Origin of the sequence: Nocardia pseudobrasiliensis NBRC 108224, from assembly GCF_001613105.1 — a bacterium.
In the GTDB taxonomy this organism is placed as follows: domain Bacteria; phylum Actinomycetota; class Actinomycetes; order Mycobacteriales; family Mycobacteriaceae; genus Nocardia; species Nocardia pseudobrasiliensis.
In genome coordinates, this window is record NZ_BDBS01000009.1 from 270,389 (window position 1) to 288,792 (window position 18,404).

Here is an 18,404-nt window from a genome sequence, read left to right on the forward strand (position 1 = left end):
GCTGATTTTCAGGAACCGGTCGTACCCTGTTCGGCGTGACGGTGTTGTCTTCCCGCTCCCGCTCTCCGCTCGGGACATTCGCCCGCGCCGGAGGCGTGCGATCCGCTCGGTCGGGTGTGCTGCTGATGGTGCTCGCTGTCGCCTTGTCGGCGATGGGTGTCGGCTGCGCCGATCGCACCGAGTCCAGCGGCGATGCCGAGGTGGAACCCGCCGGAATCGGCAAAGAGGTCACCATGCCGATCAACGCGGCGCTGACGACCGTGGTCGAATCCGGCGACACGCCGCGCGCGCCGCTGCGCCCCGAGGTCGCCCCCGGCACCGCCCAGCAGGTGACGCTGCGCACCGATCACCACATCGAACAGCAGCTCAACGATCAGGCCATGCGCGATTTCTCACCGCCCTCGGTGACGATCCCGCTGACCGCCCGGGCCAATCCGGCGGGTATCGATCTGACGCTGGGCACGGCCACCTCCCCCGATCCGACCCTGGCCCAGCAGCTGCTCTCGGCCGACGGCTCGCACGCCGGATTCGAGGTCGGCGAGCTGGGCTCGGTGACGGCCCTGCGGCTGACGCCCAAACCCGCCACCCCCGACAGCGCCCGCGCCGCCCTCGAGCAGGCGTTCTATCAGGCCGTGTATCAGTCGATCACGCTGCCCCAGGAGCCGGTCGGCGAGGGCGCGGTCTGGACGGTGCGCCAGCAGGTGTCCACCGGCGTGCTGCTCGATCAGGTCACCACGGCCACGCTGACCCGGCGCGACGGCAATCTGCTCACCATCGAACTGAATGTGACCCAGACCCCGAAGTCGTCGGTGTGGAAGCTGCCCAACAATGCCGGCTCGCTGGACATCATGGAGTACATGATGCACGGCAACGGCACCATCACCGTGGATCTCGGTCTGCCGCTGCCGGTTTCGGGTTCGGTGACCATCGGCGGGCGACAGACCTACCGCGATCCGCACACCAATGTCGCACTGCGGCAGAACATCTCCACGCAGGTGCAATGGGGCCAGTGAAACGCGCCGGATGGCTGCTGGCGGGCGTGGCGTTGTGCGCGGCCGGATGCGGTTCCTCCCAGGATGATTCGCTACCCGGCTTCGGCCCGACCGCGACCGCGCCGCCGATCTCCGCACCCGCGACCACCGATGCCAAGGGCCTGCGGTCCCGCCTGCTGACCGTGGCCGATCTGCCGCCCGGGTTCACCGAACTCGAGGACGCCTCACCCGGCAACGGGGTACAGCAGCCGGTGGACCGCTCGCGCACCGATCCCCCGGCTTGCGCGAAAGTCCTGGCGGCCGTGAGCGATCAGGCTCCCGGGTTCAGTGCGCGCGCCGCCGCGCACTATACGAATACCGACTTCAGCAGTATCGATATCGATATCGCGAGCTATCCGGGCAGCGGTGCGGCGCAAGCCTTCTCGACCGTGCAGGGTCTGCTTCGCCAGTGCGGCAAGTACTCCGGCACCGATGCCGACGGCACGGCCACCAGCTACCGGGCCGGTGGGCTGGATCAGCCGCGCGCCGGGGACGCGTCCACCTCGTTCCAGGTCCGCACCACCAGCGAGGGGATGACGCTGTACTCCTCGGCCACGGTCGCGGTGGTGGGCAGCGCGGTGGTCCAGATCGCGCGCACCACAACTCAACCGGTCGACCCCGCGGCCCTGCGCGATCTGACCGCCGCGCAGATCGTGCGGCTGCAGGGCTTCATCGGCCCCTAGATAAATGGGATGCGGCTCCCCCGCACCCGCTGCTACGGTCTCAACCCATGTGGATTCAGTTGTTCTCCTGAGCGCCTCTCGCGCGCATTCCCGCCGCCTCGCGGCATATCCGATCCGGCCGGCCACCGCCCGGTACGTCGGCCCACATATCTCAGGAGGCACTTATGCCCGCAGCGAACAACCCCTCCCCCGTGCCGCCGGAACAGTCCCAGCTGTCCCGCCGCGAGCGTCGACGCAAGACAACCCAGACCGAAACCAGCCTGACCGATACGAAGTTCAGCGCGCACAACCGGACGACAGTGCCCGCGCGCAAACATGTGAACTATCGGCGCGGATGACTGTGATGCCCTGGCGTCCGGCCCTTGGGGCCGGACGCCAGGGAAATGGAAAACCAAGCCCGGACGTCAAGAACCCACTACTGCCAGTTCGTATTGATATGCCCCGGATTCCACAGTCCCGTATGGGTTTCCTTGGTTACCGTCGGAACCGCTGGGGTCGCGTCGGCGTCGATCGGGGTGAGGCGTTGTAGCTCGCCCCAGTCCTCGTACAGGGCGTGGTTCAGGTAGGTGGCGAGGGTTTGCGAGTGCAGGAGTTGTTGGCTCCAGCCGAGGGGGCCGCCGCCGTCGTGGCTTTCCCACAGGTTGGTGTCGTGGGCGCCGCCGCGGTCGGGCAGGATGCGCCAGGCGGGGGTTTGGGCGATGCCGTCCTTGTGGTCGTAGGGGCGTTGGCACGGGAATTGCAGGCCCACGGCCCAGTCCAGTAGGACGGGGCTGCGCGAGCCGAGCAGTTCGTTGATCGTCTGCGTGCGTGGGACGCGCGGCGGGGTCAGAGCCAGCCACTGGCCGGGGTCCAGGCTGCGCGCACCGGCCACGATGCGAATCACATCGGCCTGAGCGGGAATCTGGTCCAGCGGCACCCGCAGGTTGCGCCACGACGGCGCGGGACCGATATCGATCGGGACGACCCGGCCCATCGGCTGCGCCGAGGTCGCGGAATCGGCGGTGCCGTATTCGATTTCAACCGACTGACCGGGGCTGACGACGCCGTCCTTGTCCATGGAGCGAATGCGCCCGGCCGCCGCGATCGCGATGAGACCCTCGCGATTGCCGCCCTCGGGCAGGCGATACCAGCCGGTGGTCAGATCCGCGTTACCCGGATGTCCGGCCGTGCCCAGTTCGGGCGTCGTCGCCGAATCCAGGCCGAACGGCAGTGGCGCGCCGCCGGTTTCGGTACCGCTGTCGCCGCCGGGCTTGTTGTTGAACGCATTGGCGATACTGCTGCCGTTGCTCGGCTCACCGTCGGGAGTCAGATCCCCGATACCGCCGCGCACGAAGCCGTCGGCCTGCGCGCCGAAGGTGGTGAACGCGTCGCCGGTCAGCGGCGTCAGCATCGAGGCGTTGGGATCGGTTTCGACCAGCACCTCATTGGCCAGCCCGCATGGTTTGCCCAGTACCGCATTGATATTCGACTTCGCCAGCGAGAACGCCGGATACTGCGCGACCGCGCCCTTGGCGAACGAGGCGACCTCGAACAGCACCATCAGCGCCGCGGCCACCGTCAGCGGCGGAATCGCGGCCAGTCGCCAGGCGCGCGGCGAGATCCGGTGCGGCGTACCGGGTTCCGGTGCGCGCACATGCCACCAACCGGCCAGCAGCAACAGCACCAGCGCGGCGGCCAGGAACACCAGATAGAACCCGTGGCCGTGAATCGAGGGCGCCTTGTCGTTCCACGGAATCCCGAAACTCGAGATCCACCACCACTCGTTGACACTGGTGAAGATCTGCGCGAGCGCCAGGCAGATCACCGCCGCGAACAGGGCCCGGTTACGCGGTGACCGCATCACCCGCGGCCCGACCGCCACCGCGGTCAGCACCGCCAGCGCACCCGCCAGCCCGGCGTAGATGCCGTTGTGATGGGTGAACTTGGTGGGCGTGATCGCCATGAAAAGCATGGCACCGAAGGTGATTCCGAGCAGCCGCTTGGCGGGCCCCGACGCGGTGAACGGAATCCGCCCGCCCTTGCGCAGCAGCACGAACACACACGCCAGCAGCCCGAGCCACATCGCCACCATGGCGAAGCGCCGCGCGATCGAACCGTCGGCGGTGGGCATGAACAGCCACTGGTAGGCCAGATAGTCGTTGTACCAGGGGTCGGCCGGACCGACCGCGTGATGCACCCGGTTCATCTCGAACATCGCCGACAGCGGTTCGACACCGAACATGCACACCAGCATGACCGTGCCCGCCGCGATCAGCGGCAGCACCAGCGCGCCGTATCCGCGCACCCAGCTCCACCACGAGATCTTCTGTCCGGCACCGGAATCGGCGAATTCACGGGCCCGCGCCATACCGCTGCGCACCGCCGTGCGCAGCCCGGCGATCAGCGGCGCGAGGCAGATGATGCCCGACGGCGCGGCGGTGAAGCTGAACGCGGCGATCACGATCGCGAACGCATAGGGCAGCAGCCGCCGCGTCGCGATGGACCGTTCGACGAAACACCAGGTGGTCAGCACCGATACGGCGATCACCGGTTCCGGCCGCAGACCGTTGTTGTACGGCAGCCACACCGCGAGGAAGCCCAGCGCACCGGTCCACACCGCGATCCGGTCGTGGCGCACCGCCACACCCAGCCGCGGAATCACCTCGCGGCTGAGCACCAGCCAGGTCACCACACCGGCCAGCAGCGTCGGCAGCCGCACCCACGGACTCGCGGTGCTGATCTCGGCCATCCGGGCGATGATGTCGTAAGGCGGTGTGCCGACCGGATTTTCGGGCACGCCGAAGAAGCGGAAGTAGTTGGCCATATAGCCCGAGACCAGCGAGGCGCGCGCCATCCCGAACTGATAGCCGTCATCGGAGGTCGTGGAGCCGATGAAATGCCAGACCACCAGAGTGGCCAGCACCAGGCTGTCGACCAGGGAGAAGCTGCGCCAGCGCCGCGGAATCCAGCGCCGCACCCGCCGGCCGTCGAAGGCGTCGAGCCGATGCAGCGCCAACAGCGCGATCAGGGTGAACACCACCGCCAGCACGCTGGCCACCCGCTTGAGCACGGTCGGGGTCACCGAGAACCGGCTGTCGACCTGCGCGGTGACCACAGCGCCGTCCGCGGCGGTCAGATCGCTGAAGATGCCCACCAGTTGCGGTCGGTAATCGCCCTGCAGCGCAATCGGTTTCACACCGGGAGCGGTGGCGGTCGTACCGGCTGTCTCGGAGTGGACGGTGACCGCGCCGTCGCCCAGCTGATCGAGCGGCACGCTCAGCAGCGACTGATTGCGCAGCACCAGTTCGAGCCGCGCGGGCTTGTCGTCCTGTGCGGGGCGTACCCGCGCGACGAAACCGTAGTGCTCGAGGTCGGGCGCGCCGTCGGGCAGGGTCGAGGTCACGATCCCGCCGCGTTCGCTCAGCTGGGCGGTGGCACGGCCCGGAATCGTGGCGTCGAAACTCAACGGCGCGTAGGAGACCAGCGGCGCGGTGATACTGCGCGGCGAATCCTGTTGTGGCCAGGTCAGAGTCGTCTTGTTTACCTGTACCGGCAGCAGCGGCACGGCGACGGCGAACAACACGGCGAGCAGACCGGCGACGAAGGCGAGCGGCTGGGCCCAGCCGCCGCGGCGTCCGCCGGTCCCGGATAGCTCACCTGCCGCGGCTGCCGCATCGCCCCTCACCATCGTGTCTGTCACGGAGGCAGATGCTAGCGGCAGGGCTTCGCAACCTGTTAAGTCGTCCGACGATTCTCAGCGTCCACTTAACTTGGACCTTAACTACCAGGACCTACCGATAGCATCGGCCGGTATCCGAGTTGTCGGATACCGGCCGATACGCGAGCGCGATCTAGGTGCAGGCGGGCGAGGTCTGGCCGAGGTTCTGCAGACCCGCGCAGGCCCAACTCTTCTGCAGCTTCCACTTGCCGTCCTGCGCGATGAACGGCACATCGGCCTCGGTGGGGGCGGCGCCGTTGATGGAGAAGTTGACCTTCGCGGTCAGCTGATCGAGCAGCGCGGAGACGCTCGTGACCTCGATCTTGGCGTTGTTCTGCTGGTACGCGGTGACCAGCTTCTTGATCATCTCCGGATCCTTCTGCAGCGCGGCCTCGCCGTCCTCGAGGTACTGGACCTTCTGGGTGTCGGGCACATTCGGATCCAGCGTCTGCTGCAGTTCGGTGTTCAGCTCCGCGACCGACGGGGTCGGCGGCAGGTTGGCGGCCGAGGTGGCGACCGCGCTGGTCGTCGTCTTGGCGGGCTTGGTGTCCTTCTTGTCGCCGCTACCGCACGCCGACATCCCGAGCGCCGCCACTACGGCCAGGGAGGCGACCGCGATGCGTCCTGTGGTCTGAAGCTTCAATGCTCGTCCTTTGCGTTCGAGTTGGTCTGGTTCCGTTCACGTGACAGCTTCCACCCGGAACGGCAGCGCTGCACGAGTGGCCTCACGCTACCCGCAGAAATTCAACGAAGACTAAGGAGCGGGTCGGCCGGGGCGAGATCGACATCGTCGGCGGCAAAGGTATACGCCGGACCCGGCCCTGTCGAGCGTGTCTCGAACCGAATTGTCACGCGTCCGTGCCCGCTGCCCTGCACCCAGCCGTGGCCGTACTCGCGGTGGGCGACATCGCGGCCCGGATACCAGAATTCGGTGGTGTAGGAGCGGGTCGCGGGCGGCACCGCCGGACCCGGGCCGGGCTCGACGGGCTGGGCGATCGCCAAAGTCGGTTCGGGAGCGACGAATTCGTCGAGCGCGTCGAGCGCGCCCGGACTGCGCTCGGCCGGGCCGGGTGCGCGCCGCGCCGCGAGATCCTGATCCAGCTCCGGGAACAGTGATTCCTGACGCACCGTGGACAATCCGCCGAAACCCACCCCGACCAGTCGAATCGGACCGAGCTGAGCGGGATCGATGGCCGAGCGCAGCGCGGCGGCCGTGAGGGTGGCCGGATTCTCGGTGGCATAGGGCAGCGTGAACGACCGCGTCACGATGCTCATATCGGTCTTCTTCAATTTCAGCACCACCGTGCGGGCCGCGCGCCCGTCGTTGGTGAGCCGCCGATGCGCGTGCGCGGCCATCTCCTCGATGGCCGAGCGCAACTGGGTGAGGTTGAGAATGTCTCTCTCATAGGTGGTTTCGGCGCTGATCTGTTTGGCCTCGGCGCGTTCGGCCACCGGGCGGTCGTCGATACCGCGGGCCAGCCGGTGCAGGGCCGCGCCCACGCTGCCGCCCAGCAGCGACACCGCCTCCTGTTCGGGCAGCGCGGCGAACGCGCCGACGGTTTCGATGCCCACCGAGCGCAGCCGCCCCTCGGCTACCGGCCCGATCCCCCACAGCTTGCGCACCGGCAGCGTGGCCAGCAGCCGCTGCTGGTCGGCCGGTGAAATCGCCCGCACCCCATCGGGTTTGGCCAGGCCCGAGGCGATCTTGGCCAACTGCTTACCGGTGCCCGCCCCGACCGAGGCCACCAGTCCGGTGCGCTCGCGCACCAGCGCCCGCAGCCCCTCGCAGAATTCGAGCACCTCGCCCACGCTCGCCCCGACCAGTTCGGCCGGTTCGCCGAACGCCTCGTCGAACGACAGCGTCTCTAGTACCGGGATGCGTGAGCGCAGCGTCTCGAACACCTGCCCGCTGACCTCGCCGTAGACCACCCCGCGCGGCGGCACGACGACCGCGGTGACCCCCACCAGCCGCCGCGCCATATGCATCGGCATGGCCGACCGCGCCCCGAACACCCGCGATTCGTAACTGGCCCCCGCGACCACGCCGCGCCCGCCCGTCCCGCCGACCAGCACCGGACGTCCGCGCAGCGTCGGCCTGGTCAACTGCTCGACCGAGGCGAAGAACGCGTCCATATCGATGTGCAGCACCCAACGCCGGGCGGTCACTGTGAGGTCGCGAACCCCGACGATCCCATCGGGGCTAATAGCTACGGAATTGCTGTTGAATTCCTGGGGATCCGAACCCGCCCCGGACCGACTCGTACTACCCTGTCCTACCGCGCCAAATGCCTGCTGACCAGGCCAAAACCGTGGCGTAGCCGAGGCGGGTTCGCGGTTCATGTCCCGAAATCTACGCTCGCCTACCGACAGATCCGCTCGGAAGAGTATGTGATGATCGGTCCATGACTATCCGCAAGGCCGTGATCCCCGCCGCAGGCATCGGTTCTCGCTTGCTGCCGCTGACCAAGGCCATCCCCAAGGAGATGCTGCCGGTCGGCGACAAGCCGGTCATCGAGCACACCGTGCGGGAGCTGGTGGCCTCGGGTATCACCGACATCACGATCGTGGTCAGCGCCGGTAAGTCCCTGATCCAGGACCACTTCCGGCCCAATCCTGCCCTGGTGGCGCAATTGCGCTCCGACGGCAAGACCGCCTACGCCGACGCCGTGGAGGAGGTCGGTGAGCTGGGCCGCCTGGGCCACATCACCTACCTGGACCAGCACGGCCCCTACGGCAACGGCACGCCGGTGCTCAACGCCGCCCGCAACCTGGGCGACGAGCCGATGCTGGTGCTGTGGCCCGACGATGTGTTCGTCGCCGAGATCCCGCGCGCCCAGCAGCTCATCGACGCCTACAACAAGACCAAGGCCCCGGTGCTGGCGCTGATGCCCATGGACCCCGCCGACTCCAAGCGCTACGGCGTGCCGGTCGTGCGCGAAACCCTCGAGGACGGGCTGCTGCGCATCGGCGGCCTGCGCGAGAAGCCGAAGCCGGAGGACGCCCCGTCGGCCTATGCCGCTATCGGCGGCTACGTGGTCACCCCGGGCATCGTCGAGGAGCTGCGCAAGCAGGTGGCCGACTGGTACACCCACCGCACCGGTGAGGTCTATCTGACCGATGCCATCAATATCTTCGCCGACTCGAATGCCGTGTACGGACAGGTGATTCGTGGCCGCTGGTACGACACGGGCAATCCGGCCGACTACCTGACCGCCCAGTTCGCCTCGGCGCTGGCGCATCCGGAGTACGGCCCGCTGCTGCGCCAGATGGTGGCCGGTCAGCAGTCGTCGGGCGCGTTGTAACGCTCCAGATACGTTGCGAGCCGGGCGATATCGCGATCGTCCCAGTCGCGGAAGCGTTCGGTGAACGCCCGTCGGCGCGCCCGCTCGGCCGCACGCGCCACCGTCTTACCGTCGGCGGTGGCGCGCAGGATGTGATTGCGACGGTTGGCCGGATCGACCTCGCGGGTCAGATAGCCGTCGCGCTCCAACGCCGCGACCTGGCGGCTGACCGTGGACTTGTCGAGGAGGAAGTGCTCGGCCAGTTCCGTCGCCAGGCAGCCGTCTCGATCGATGACCAGATCGAGGATGCTCACCGCGACCAATGACAGCTCCGGATGCAGTTCGGCCGCGCGACCTCGGGCGCGCCGGGCGAATGCGGTCAGTTCCCGCTGGATTCTCTGGATCGCCGCGTCGCGAGCCGTGGGGGTCATAGTTGCATAGTACAACGATAAAGTTGTAGAGTACAACGATTAATAGTTGTATTTACCAACCTTTGGAGCGGAACGTATGGCCTCCCACCAGCTCCGGCACGTCGCCGGGCATCTGCTGACCCCGCTGCTGATGTGCGTCGGCATGGCGCTGGCCTATTTGGGCGCGTTCCACCATCCCGAGCCCAATCATCTGAAGGTCGCGGTCATCGGCGATACCGCACAGGTGAAGGTGCTCGCGCAGACCATGAAGGACACCGCGGGCGACGCGCTCGAGGTCGTGACGCTGCCCGATCGCGACGCCGCGATCGCACAGCTGCGCGACCGCGATCTGGCGGGGGCGTACGTCCCCGATGCGCAGCATCCGGAACTGCTTGTGGCCAAGGCGAATTCGGATACCACGGCGATGGCCGTACAGGCGGTGTTCGGACGGGTGACCGCCACGCAGGACGTGCCGCTGCGCACCACCGACATCACCACGCTGCCCGCGGGCGATCCGACCGGTCAGGGCCTGTTCTTCCTGCTGGTGGCGCTGAGTATCGGCTCCTACGGCAGCGTGGCGGCCATCGGCGCGGCCGGAGCCGGGCTGAGCGCCACGCTGCGGGCGCTGTGCGGGCTGGTGACCGCACTGCTGGTGAGCATTATCGGAATCGTCATGGCCGGACCGGTTTTCGGCGTCGTCGACCACGACTACGCGCAGATCTGGGCGATGGGCTGGCTGTATTCGGCGGGCATCCTGCTGATCGGCATCGGCGCGCACACCTTCCTGGGGCGTTGGACGACGCTGACGATGATGGTGCTGTTCGTGATGCTGAACTTCACCACCTCCGGCGGCATCTACCGCCCCGAACTGCAGAACGGGTTCTTCGGTGCGCTGCACGGCTTCTGGAACGGCGCGGGCTTCGTCGAGGGCGCGCGCAGCCTGCTGTATTTCGACGGCGCGGCCGGATTCGGCTGGCGTATCACCAGTCTGGGCCTGTGGTTCGCGGCCGGACTGGCGCTCGTCCTGATCGCCGGATCGACCGAGCGTCGCCGCGCCGCGACGACGCTCCCCGCGGCGCACGGCCGGCATGCGGTCGAACCGACGCCCGAGCCGGTGCGCCACGAGGACGCCGAGGAGGAGATGGAAGAGGTGGTCGGCGTCTGACTAGAAGAACCGGCGGATCGCGTAGATGTGGAAGGCGCTCAGCGGGGTCAGCACCACGCCGATGCCATCGGAGTGGGCGTTGAGCAGCATGCCGCCGCCCGCGTAGATGCCCTCGTGGGAACCGTCCGGATTCACCACGACCACATCGCCGGGCATGAGCGCGAAGAACGGCACCGCGCTCCCGGCCCGGGCCTGCTGCCAGGTGGTGCGGGGCAGCATGATGCCGACCTGGCGAAATGCCCACTGCACCAGGCCGGAACAGTCGAATGCCAGCGGGCCCACCGCGCCCCAGGCATAGGGTTTGCCGATCTGGGACAGGGCTATCTGCAATGCGCCCATCGCCCGCGGACTGGCCGCCGGAATATTGGCCAGGCCGTCGGCGCTGAGCGAGGCCGACCCGGTCCCCGAGCCGGAGCTACTGCCGCTGACGAAGCCGACATCGGCCGCCGCCGGTGCGGCACAGATCGAGACGATCAGAATTGCCATCAATCCGGTCCGTAGGGACCGGTTATGTCCGCCGTGCAGTGTTGTCACTGTGCGCTCGCCCTCCGGTCGCGATGCACCACCGCGAGAGGCAGGCCCGGCTACCGCGAAACACCTCCGGACGCGCCTGGTGGTGCGGTTGTCTCAGCTGGGTCGATCGGTACAACAAAGCTCAACTAGACAGTGATAGTTGCTGAGCATAACTCCGAACGGAGACGAGTGCGGCAAAATTCATATTCGGAAAAATAAGTCGCCGGGCCGCCCGGTCCTCAACTAGGGCCCGGGGCCGGTCCTCAACTAGGCCGGCCGAAGGGAGGGCTCGCCGTGCTCGGCGGATACGACCAGGTGGCGTCACTGTTGGGGTGTCGCACCCGCCGAGCATCGGCTTCGCATTCCCGAGATCGGTGAGCTCGGGAAGCTCGAGACAGCGGCCGGACTCCCCCTCACGAAGTGGGCCCAGTCACTGTCATGTGGATAACAGTACCACTATTTTGCCGTTGGACAACGGCACGATGAACAACGGTCCGATATTTTGCCGCCGCTCGGCGAGAACGCCCAGGTGGCGTCACAGAAAGCGGGCATACTCGCCGAGCCGCGACTCACTTCCCCGGTGCGGCCGACCGGAGGAAGAACATGAGGTTCGCCGGGCGCTCGGCGAGCCGTCGGACGAAATAGCCGTACCACTGATCGCCGAAGGGCACATAGACCCGTAGGTGCTGACCCATACCCACCAGCCGATCCTGTTCGACCGGCCGGATGCCGTAGAGCATCTGATATTCGAAGTCCTCACGCCCGCGCGACACCGCGGTCGCCATCAGCGCCGCCGCCTCGATCATGGCCGGATCGTGCGTGGCCACCATCGGATAACCCTTGCCCTGCATGAGGATTCGCAGACACCGCAGATACGAGGCGTCCACCTCGCGCTTGCGCCGGAAGGCAACGGTCTCCGGCTCGTTGTAGGCGCCCTTGCACAGCCGGATGCGCGCACCCTCCGCGGCGAAGGCCCGGCAGTCGTCCTCGGTGCGACGCAGATACGCCTGCAGCACGGTGCCGACCGTCTCCGGATGATCGCGACGCAACTCGCGCACGACCGCCAGGGTGGAGTCGGTGGTGGTGTGATCCTCGGCGTCGAAAGTGACCCAGACACCGGCGTTTTCGGCCGCCTCGACCACCTTGCGGGCATTGTTCAGCGCGATGGCGTGCCCGTCGCCGGGCAGCGCCTGCCCGAACGCCGACAACTTCACCGACACCTCCACCGGTCGCGCTCGCTCCGTCTCGGAGCCGACCGGCAACTGGGCCAGTGCATCGATCAGTTCCAGATACTCGTCCACCACGTGCTGGGCCTGCGCCGGATCGACGGTGTCCTCGCCCAGATAGTCGATGGTGACGAATCTATTGTGCGCCAAGAGCTCTCGAACCGCATCCAGAGCGGTCTGTCGGTTTTCTCCCGCCACGAAACGATCGACGATGCGCTTGGTCACCGGCATGCGGGTCAGCCCCCGCTCGGCCCGCGCCGAGCGGGCGGCGGCCAGCAGTGCGGGACGCAGCGGGTTGGTCAGCACCGTGCTCATCTACGCCTCCTCGGCCTGGTGGGGATACTCGTGAGTCGTCGGAGCCACGAAGGTCTCCTTGATCGAGCGCGGCGAGGTCCAGCGCAGCAGATTCAGCGCCGAACCGGCCTTGTCGTTGGTGCCCGAGGCGCGCGAGCCGCCGAACGGCTGCTGTCCGACCACCGCGCCGGTGGGCTTGTCGTTGACATAGAAGTTGCCCGCCGCGAAACGCAGTGCGGCACTGGCCTTCTCCACGGCCGAGCGATCGTTGGCGATGATCGCGCCGGTCAGACCGTAGGCCGAACCGGAATCCACCAGCTTCAGCACATCCTCGAAGGCGTGCGGGCGGGCGTCGTCGTAGACGTGCAGCGACAGGATCGGGCCGAAGTACTCGGTGCGGAACGCCTCATCGGTCGGATCGTCGCCGACCAGCAGGGTCGGGGCGACGAAATAGCCGACGCTGTCGTCGTAGGTGCCGCCGGTGGCCACGGTCACCGAGCCGGTGGCCTTGGCCCGCTCGATGGCCTCGACATTGCGGTCGAACGCGCGCCGATCGATCACGGCCCCACCGAAATTCGCGAAATCGGTGACATCGCCGTAGGTCAGCGAACCGATGCGGCCGATCAGTTCGTCACCGATGCGCGACCACAGCGACCGCGGTACGAACGCCCGCGAGGCCGCCGAACACTTCTGACCCTGGTACTCGTAGGCGCCGCGCACCAGCGCGGTGATCAGCACCTCGGGATCGGCCGAGGGATGGGCGAGTACGAAATCCTTGCCGCCGGTCTCACCGACCAGTCGCGGATAGGTGCGGTAGCGGTCGATGTGATTGCCGACCTCACGCCACAGATGCTGGAAGGTCCGCGTGGAACCGGTGAAGTGGATACCCGCCAGGCGCGAATCGGCCAGCAGCACATCGGAAACCTCGGGGCCGTGGCCGTGCACGAGGTTGATCACGCCCGGGGGCAGTCCGGCGGCCTCGAGCAGGCGCATGGTGTGATACGCGGCCACGGCCTGGGTCGGCGAGGGCTTCCAGACCACGGTGTTGCCCATCAGAGCCGGTGCGGTGGGCAGATTTCCGGCGATCGCGGTGAAGTTGAACGGGGTGATGGCGTAGACGAAACCCTCGAGCGGGCGGTAATCGGTGCGATTCCACACGCCCGCACTGGAAATGGGCTGCTCGGCCAGCAACTGCCGCGCGAAGTGCACATTGAAACGCCAGAAGTCGACCAGCTCACAGGGCGCGTCGATCTCGGCCTGCTGCGGCGATTTGGACTGGCCCAGCATCGTCGCGGCGGCGATGGTTTCGCGCCATGGGCCCGACAGCAGATCGGCCGCGCGCAGGAAGACCGCGGCGCGCTCGTCGAAAGGTAGTGCGCGCCAAGCGGCTCCGGCCTTCACGGCGGTGTCGACCGCGTCCTGCGCGTCACCGGCCTCGGCGACGCTGAAGGCGCCGAGCACGGCCGCGTGGTTGTGCGGCTGAACCACATCGACGCGGGCGCCGGTGCCGGCCCGGTGCTCACCGTCGATGACGTGCGCGAGCTCGATGGGATTGTTCGCCAACTCGCGCAGCGCGGCCTGCAGCCGCGCACGCTCCGGGGTGCCGGGCGCGTAGGAATTGACGGGTTCGTTGGACGGTGCGGGAACCGTGGTGATCGCGTCCATACTCAGGAATAAACCTCATCCGGACATTCCGGGCCGTTGTCCGCGCGGACGAATTGCCACCGCGATTTTCGTCCGATTGAATGAAGTGTGTGAACCGCTTCATACCGCTGTCGGAGCTGCTATCCGCGCTGACCAGCGCGGTTGTCACACTGCTCGACGCACCCGCGGGCGAGGAAGTGATCGTCGATTCCGTGGCATTCATGGATGTCGACGACCTCGCGATGGATATGCCCCCTGGGCGAGCGCTTCCGGAGGTGTATCTGCAGGTCGGCGTCGACGACGAGGACGCCACGCGCTGGCTGCGCGACCTGGGCGAGCGCTGTCCGCCCGAACATCGGCCGCGGGTGGTCTTCTCCAAGGGCGCCTCGCCGCGCCTGCGGACCGCGGCGCGCGAGGCCGGGATCGCGGTGGTCGCGGTGCATCCGCACGCACGGTGGGAGATGGTGCATTCGCTGATCGGGCGGATCATCGGCGACGGCGCCGGACCGCGCGCGGTGGAGTCGATGCCCGCGGTGGACACCGATCTGTTCGGGCTGGCGCAGTCGGTGGCGGAGTCGACGCGCGGGCTGGTGAGCATCGAGGACGATCAGTCCCGGCTGCTGGCCTATTCGGCGGACAGCACGGCCTCGGCCGATGTGGTGCGCCGCTCGTCGGTATTGGGCCGGCAGGGACCGTCGGGCTATCTGCACTGGCTGCAACGCGAGGGCGTATTCGATCGACTGCGCAATACCGCCGATGTGGTGGAGGTGCCCGCGCAGTCGGAGTGGGAGACGCGGCGGCGCATCGCGATCGGCATTCGCGAGCCCGGCCGCCGGGGCGGGCGCGGGCGCACCTGGCTGGGCACCATCTGGGTGCAGGAGGCCACCGAACCGCTCGACGGCGACAGCGCTCGGGTGCTGCGCGGCGCGGCTTCCATTGCGGCCCGGGTGATCTGGCGCGCCCGCAACGCGCCGACCTCCGACGCGCTGATGATCCAGCGGCTGTTCGGTGCGCACGGCGGCGAGGTCGATATTCCGATCTTCGCCGAAACCTTCGCCATGCCCGCCGACGGCCGCGCGGCGGTGATCGGATTCGCCCCGCACGCCGCGGGCGAACCGGACGAGGACACGCTGCACCGCGGCACGGTCACACTGCGCCTGCACGCCAGCGCCTTCCGGCAGGACTGTCTGACCACCCGGATCGGCGATCGGCTGTATGTGCTGTTCCCCGAACATCATTCGGTGGATCGGGTGGCCTCGTGGACCCGCCAGGTGATCGGCCAGCTCGCCGAGCGCTCCGGGCTGGATCTGCGCGCCGCCATCGCCGCGCCGGTGGATGGGCTGGCCGATGTGGCCCGCGCCCGCACCGAGGTGGACCGGGTCCTCGATCGCACCGCGACGCTGCCCGACGGCGAACGAGTCACCACCCTGGCGAGTTCGCGCACCACGGTGCTGCTCGCCGAGATCCTCACCCTCGTCGGCGATCACCCCGAACTGCGCGACCCCCGCCTGCGCACCCTGATCGACTACGACGAGAAGTACTCCGCCGAACTGCGCCTGAGCCTCGAGTCCTATCTCGTGTACCGCGGCGATGTGCGTACCGCCGCAACGCATCTGCGCATCCACCCCAACACCCTGCGCTACCGCATCCGCCGCGCCACCCAGCTCATGGGCCTGGATCTGGATTCCCCCTCCGACCGGCTGTTGCTCGAGGTCCAGCTGGCGGTGTATCGACAGGCACTGGGCGGGTGAAAGATTCGCACCGGGGAATCGAATCCACTGCCACACCGGACAATTCGCCCACATTGTGGTATTGCCCATGATTTCAGGGGATTTCGGGGCACCGGGCGCGAGCTAATCTGGGATTTCCGACAATTCGTCTCCGAAATTCTGAACCAGGGGGTCGCGGGTGCGAGACAGAATCAATGTGGAATTCCACGACATGCACAGCACGGGTAAGCAACTGGCGGGCTGGCACAGCGAGAGTTCACACCTCTTCGAATCCGGCCACACCGACATCGAGGACGCCACTTCTGGTGGCTGGGTGGGCGATTCGCGCATCGCGATGGAGGCGGCACTACGGAAGATGCGCGACTCGGCTGCCACGCTGACCGGTCGGCTCGACGACCATTCGACGAAATTCCACGGCGCGTTCCCCACCTATCACGGCGGCGATCGCGAATCCGGCGGCGAAATCGGACGAATAGGATCTCATGGGCCGCGGTTGACCAACCTCTGACCATTCCGATGGCACCGAAAATCACGATAGCCGATATCGATCGATGGAATCCCGACGATATCGACAAGGTATTCCAGGTCTGCACCCAGCACGCCGACCACTGCGACGAACGGGCCACCGGCCTGGGCAATCTATCGGCGTTCGACTCGTGGGACGGCGACGCCGCCGCCGCGGCCGAACAGTCGGTCGGCAAGACCCGGGTGGACTTCGACGCCCACGGTCAGCACGTCGCCGCGATCGCCGACGCCGCGAAGACGGCGGCGAGCGAAATCGCCACGGTCAAGACGAAATTGGCGGGACTGCGGACGCAAGCCGGTCAGCACGGTTTCGCGATCGGCGATGACGGGACCGTGCGCCAGACGATCAACGGACCGTTCACCGCGGACAGGCAGCAGATCCTGGACAACGAGAAGGCGGGCCTGCAGCTCGAGGTCAATCAGTTGCTGATCAACGCCCAGCTCGCCGATGCGGATCTGGCCGCGGCCATCAAGGGCGCCGATGGCGAGATGAGCATCGACGACCTGGCCAAGAACAACCACGCGCCGGTATACGCGTCGATGTACGGCCTTGGCTCACTAGGCATTCCGGACTATCCGGACCAGTCGCTGGACAGCCTCCAGACGCGCAACTACTACCTCGCGGCCGAACGCAAGATCGATGAGTTCATGGCCAAGATCGTCGCCGATCCCGATCTGTCGCTCGAGGAGAAGGCCAAGATCGGCTGGGCATTGCGCAACGAACTGCGGACCCGGGCCCGTCAGCTGATGTCCGACCAGGCCGAGGCCGCCAAACTCTTCCAGAACAGACCGAACAAGGGATTCGAGGAACTGATCCAAGACAAGATGGCGCGCAAGGGATTCACCACCCGCGAACAGGCGCTGCAGGACATCCTCGATACCGCGAGCAAGAGCAACGCGGAGGTCAACGCCGCGCTCGGGGTCGATCCGAAGACGGCGAAATTCCCCGATCCGAAGAGTGTGAAGGCCCCGCCGGGCGCACCGGCGGGAGAGAACTTCGTCCCGAACGAGGACGTCGCCGCGGGCGCGGGCGGCGAGTCGGCCGCCGCGCGCGGACTGCGCATCGCGGGTAAGGCGGCGCTGCCGATCGCCGCGGGCGTCACGATCTACGACGACTACCAGCAGGTGCAGAACGGTCAGGAGACCGTGCCGGAGGCCGTCGGCCACAGCGGCGGCGCGGTCGCCGGTATGGTCGCCGGGGGTGAGGTCGGCGCGGAGGGCGGCGCGGTCGTCGGATCCTTCGCCGGGCCGGTGGGTACCGTGGTCGGCGGTGCGGTCGGCGGCGTCGTCGGCGGCATCGCGGGCGCGATCAGCGGTGGCGAGGTTGGTAAATGGATTGGGGGCCTGTTCTGATGACCGAGACGGCATCGATCTACGACGCGCTGACGGCGCTGGCCATCACCACGCATCGGGTGGTGAATTCGCGCACGATCCCGGGACGGGTCGACGTCGAGCTCGACCGCGATACGTGGAAGGAGCTCGACGGTCACGCGTTGGGCTATCTACGGCTGTTCGGCGTGCGGTCGCAACCGAAGTCGGGTTTCCGAACCAACCTGATCGTCGTGCTCACCCGAGTGATCGTGGACAACGGCATCGATCTGGCCGTACTGGGCGAACACGCCTTCACCGAAGCGCGGCGCCTACCGCACTGGCACGAGGAACAGGCCACGAAATGGCCTGCGGCGCGGCCGCACAGCGGATGGTCCGTCCAGTCCGGCACCTATACCGACGACGGCGTGCCGCTGTACTCGATCACCCAGTACGCGATCTATCAACGCGCGAACGTCGGCTACCTGCTGCAGGCCACCGGCACCACGACCGTGGCGGACCGGCCGCGATTCGGTCCCGTGCTCGACAAGGTCGTACCCGGCGTGAACTTCGAAGGGTGAGAGGCGGACAACAATGGTGAAACGCTCGGACGAGGTCACGGATCTGGAGGAGGCGCTCGCCGCCACGGTCGTCTTCACCCCGGATACCGACGACGCCGCCTGGATGGTGGGGCATACCCCGCGCCAGACCCTGCACGTGCGCCTGGGCGACTTTCCCGCCGAGGACATGTGGTCACTGTGGCTGGGCCACGGCCGCTGGATGGACTTCACCCAGCCACCGGCGGGCTGGACGTTGAAGCTCGGCGAGGCGAACTGGCCGCCCAGCGCGCGACCCTCACTGCCCAAAGGCGAGTTCCACGAATAACTTTCGCGCCGC

Annotated in this window: 17 protein-coding genes; 10 read left to right on the forward strand and 7 right to left on the reverse strand. The window is 67.5% G+C overall.

What is annotated here, in order from left to right:
- Positions 1 to 35 precede the first annotated feature (35 nt).
- The 3 genes from NP4_RS10865 to NP4_RS40840 all read left to right on the forward strand — a co-directional run bounded on the left by NP4_RS10865 (position 36) and on the right by NP4_RS40840 (position 2,052).
- On the forward strand, positions 36 to 1,013 hold the full coding sequence (locus NP4_RS10865) for a hypothetical protein (RefSeq protein ID WP_245997898.1): 978 nt from the start codon (positions 36 to 38) through the stop codon (positions 1,011 to 1,013).
- Positions 1,010 to 1,714: a sensor domain-containing protein gene (locus NP4_RS10870; protein ID WP_082875743.1), complete on the forward strand. Its 705-nt coding sequence runs from the start codon at positions 1,010 to 1,012 to the stop codon at positions 1,712 to 1,714. The genes NP4_RS10865 and NP4_RS10870 overlap by 4 nt, the downstream gene beginning before the upstream one ends.
- 164 nt (positions 1,715 to 1,878) lie before the next feature.
- Positions 1,879 to 2,052, forward strand: a complete 174-nt coding sequence (locus NP4_RS40840) for a hypothetical protein (protein WP_156524902.1) — start codon at positions 1,879 to 1,881, stop codon at positions 2,050 to 2,052.
- A gap of 77 nt (positions 2,053 to 2,129) precedes the next feature.
- On the opposite strand, the gene NP4_RS10875 is transcribed toward NP4_RS40840, so the two are convergent.
- From NP4_RS10875 to NP4_RS10885, 3 genes are all read right to left on the reverse strand, one after another.
- Positions 2,130 to 5,393: an arabinosyltransferase domain-containing protein gene (locus tag NP4_RS10875; protein ID WP_067995810.1), complete on the reverse strand. Its 3,264-nt coding sequence runs from the start codon at positions 5,391 to 5,393 to the stop codon at positions 2,130 to 2,132.
- 151 nt (positions 5,394 to 5,544) lie between these two features.
- A complete protein-coding gene (locus NP4_RS10880; RefSeq protein WP_067995812.1) occupies positions 5,545 to 6,054 on the reverse strand; it encodes a WKL family lipoprotein in 510 nt (169 codons plus the stop codon).
- A gap of 101 nt (positions 6,055 to 6,155) precedes the next feature.
- Positions 6,156 to 7,544 (reverse strand): DNA polymerase IV, encoded by a 1,389-nt coding sequence (locus NP4_RS10885; RefSeq protein ID WP_245997959.1) that lies wholly within the window; start codon positions 7,542 to 7,544, stop codon positions 6,156 to 6,158.
- A 269-nt stretch (positions 7,545 to 7,813) separates the two neighbouring features.
- Here NP4_RS10885 and NP4_RS10890 point away from each other — a divergent pair, with 269 nt between their 5' ends.
- On the forward strand, positions 7,814 to 8,713 hold the full coding sequence (locus NP4_RS10890) for a UTP--glucose-1-phosphate uridylyltransferase (RefSeq protein WP_067995814.1): 900 nt from the start codon (positions 7,814 to 7,816) through the stop codon (positions 8,711 to 8,713).
- Here NP4_RS10890 and NP4_RS10895 read toward each other — a convergent pair.
- Positions 8,689 to 9,123 (reverse strand): MarR family winged helix-turn-helix transcriptional regulator, encoded by a 435-nt coding sequence (locus NP4_RS10895; protein ID WP_067995816.1) that lies wholly within the window; start codon positions 9,121 to 9,123, stop codon positions 8,689 to 8,691. The genes NP4_RS10890 and NP4_RS10895 overlap by 25 nt on opposite strands.
- 76 nt (positions 9,124 to 9,199) lie before the next feature.
- Between NP4_RS10895 and NP4_RS10900 the strand changes: the two genes are divergently transcribed.
- A complete protein-coding gene (locus NP4_RS10900) occupies positions 9,200 to 10,267 on the forward strand; it encodes an ABC-2 transporter permease (protein ID WP_067995820.1) in 1,068 nt (355 codons plus the stop codon).
- Here NP4_RS10900 and NP4_RS10905 read toward each other — a convergent pair whose 3' ends face one another.
- From NP4_RS10905 to pruA, 3 genes are all read right to left on the reverse strand, one after another.
- Positions 10,268 to 10,753, reverse strand: a complete 486-nt coding sequence (locus NP4_RS10905; protein ID WP_067995822.1) for a C40 family peptidase — start codon at positions 10,751 to 10,753, stop codon at positions 10,268 to 10,270. It abuts the gene before it with no gap.
- Positions 10,754 to 11,349: 596 nt separating this feature from the next.
- Positions 11,350 to 12,321: a proline dehydrogenase family protein gene (locus NP4_RS10910; RefSeq protein ID WP_067995825.1), complete on the reverse strand. Its 972-nt coding sequence runs from the start codon at positions 12,319 to 12,321 to the stop codon at positions 11,350 to 11,352.
- The gene (pruA, locus tag NP4_RS10915; RefSeq protein ID WP_067995828.1) at positions 12,322 to 13,965 is read right to left on the reverse strand and encodes an L-glutamate gamma-semialdehyde dehydrogenase; all 1,644 of its coding nucleotides are present in this window, start codon (positions 13,963 to 13,965) and stop codon (positions 12,322 to 12,324) included.
- An 89-nt stretch (positions 13,966 to 14,054) separates the two neighbouring features.
- On the opposite strand from pruA, the gene NP4_RS10920 reads away from it, so the two are divergent.
- The 5 genes from NP4_RS10920 to NP4_RS10940 all read left to right on the forward strand — a co-directional run bounded on the left by NP4_RS10920 (position 14,055) and on the right by NP4_RS10940 (position 18,392).
- Positions 14,055 to 15,695: a PucR family transcriptional regulator gene (locus NP4_RS10920; RefSeq protein ID WP_245997897.1), complete on the forward strand. Its 1,641-nt coding sequence runs from the start codon at positions 14,055 to 14,057 to the stop codon at positions 15,693 to 15,695.
- 157 nt (positions 15,696 to 15,852) lie between these two features.
- Positions 15,853 to 16,182 carry a WXG100 family type VII secretion target gene (locus tag NP4_RS10925; RefSeq protein ID WP_067995835.1) on the forward strand — a complete coding sequence of 110 codons (330 nt, stop codon included), beginning with the start codon at positions 15,853 to 15,855 and terminating at the stop codon, positions 16,180 to 16,182.
- Positions 16,183 to 16,190: 8 nt separating this feature from the next.
- Entirely contained in the window at positions 16,191 to 17,552 is a 1,362-nt protein-coding gene (locus tag NP4_RS10930; protein ID WP_082875745.1) for an Rv0964c family protein, read from the forward strand.
- Positions 17,552 to 18,088 carry an LpqN/LpqT family lipoprotein gene (locus NP4_RS10935; RefSeq protein WP_067995848.1) on the forward strand — a complete coding sequence of 179 codons (537 nt, stop codon included), beginning with the start codon at positions 17,552 to 17,554 and terminating at the stop codon, positions 18,086 to 18,088. The genes NP4_RS10930 and NP4_RS10935 overlap by 1 nt, the downstream gene beginning before the upstream one ends.
- 13 nt (positions 18,089 to 18,101) lie before the next feature.
- Complete coding sequence (locus NP4_RS10940) at positions 18,102 to 18,392, forward strand: hypothetical protein (protein WP_067995850.1); 291 nt, start codon at positions 18,102 to 18,104, stop codon at positions 18,390 to 18,392.
- The last annotated feature ends 12 nt before the right edge of the window (positions 18,393 to 18,404 follow it).